Origin of the sequence: Jatrophihabitans lederbergiae (genome assembly GCF_031845305.1) — a bacterium.
GTDB classification, from domain to species: domain Bacteria; phylum Actinomycetota; class Actinomycetes; order Mycobacteriales; family Jatrophihabitantaceae; genus Jatrophihabitans_A; species Jatrophihabitans_A lederbergiae.
Genome location: NZ_JAVREH010000171.1, coordinates 1 through 1,236, shown reverse-complemented (window position 1 = coordinate 1,236; position 1,236 = coordinate 1). Strand labels below are relative to the sequence as shown.

The following is a 1,236-nucleotide window of genomic DNA, read 5'->3' as shown; positions in this document are numbered from 1 at the left end:
TGGCCTGACCCCGGCGTGTTGATCCAGGTCGAGTGAGAGTCCTTTCGCCCACAATGTGGGCAAGGAGGCTCGAATCTGATGACGACGAGGAAGCGACACAGCCCGGAGCAGGTCGTGCGCAAGCTGGCGACCGCGGATCGGATGTTGGGCGAGGGCAAAGACATCGCCGATGTCTGCCGCGAGCTCGGGGTGGCCGAGCAGACCTACTACCGCTGGCGTAACCAGTTCGGTGGGTTGAAAGCCGATGACGCGAAGCGGTTGAAGGACCTCGAGCGGGAGAACGCCACGCTGAAGCGGCTGCTGGCCGATGCGGAGTTGGAGAAGGCTGCGTTGAAGGAGATCGCGCGGGGAAACTTCTGAGCCCGGAACGCCGGCGGGCGGCCGTCGCCCACCTCATCGCCACGATGGGGTTGAGTGAGCGGTTCGCCTGCCGGGTGACCGGGCAGAACCGAACGACGCAGCGACGCGAGCCGGTCAGTACGACCGTGGCTGATCCCGATGCGGCGTTGCGCTCGTGGCTGCGCCGCTACGCCAAAGACCACCCGCGACGCGGGTTCCGCCCGGCGTATCACGACGCCCGCGGTGAGGGCTGGAACGTCAACCACAAGAAGATCCAGCGGCTCTGGCGTGAGGAGGGGTCTGCGCGTGCCGCAACGCCGGCGACGTAAGCGACTGGGCACCTCCACCGCCGCCGACCGCCCACGCGCCGATGCCCCGAACCGGGTCTGGGCGGTCGATTTCCAGTTCGACGCGACCACCGACGGTCGCCCGGTCAAGATCGTGTCGATCATTGATGAGCACACCCGCGAATGCCTCGGCGGGCTGGTCGAACGTTCGGTCACCGCCGACGTCCTCATCGACGAACTGGACCGCCTCGCCGCCCAACGCGGCTATCCGGCCGTTCTGCGCTGCGACAACGGCCCGGAGCTGGCGTGCGATGCGATGGCCGACTGGGCCGGTGAACGGGTCGGGTTGTCGTTCATCCCGCCCGGTGAGCCGTGGCGCAACGGCTATGTCGAATCGTTCAACGGCCGGGTCCGCGACGAATGCCTGAACATCAACATCTTCTGGTCGCTGATCCAGGCCAGAGTCGTGATCACCGACTGGAAGGAGGACTACAACCACCGCCGACGGCACAGTTCCCTCGGCTACCAGGCTCCAGCGGTTTATGCTGCCGCCTGCACCCACCAATAACCGACTCCCACAAACCGTGGATCAATTCTCGGGGTCCGGCCA

Annotated in this window: 1 pseudogene; it reads left to right on the top strand. The window is 66.2% G+C overall.

Features of this window, described 5'->3' with window-relative positions:
- The first annotated feature begins 78 nt into the window (after positions 1 to 78).
- Positions 79 to 1,194: pseudogene (locus RM423_RS24790) on the top strand (IS3 family transposase).
- Positions 1,195 to 1,236: the final 42 nt, after the last annotated feature.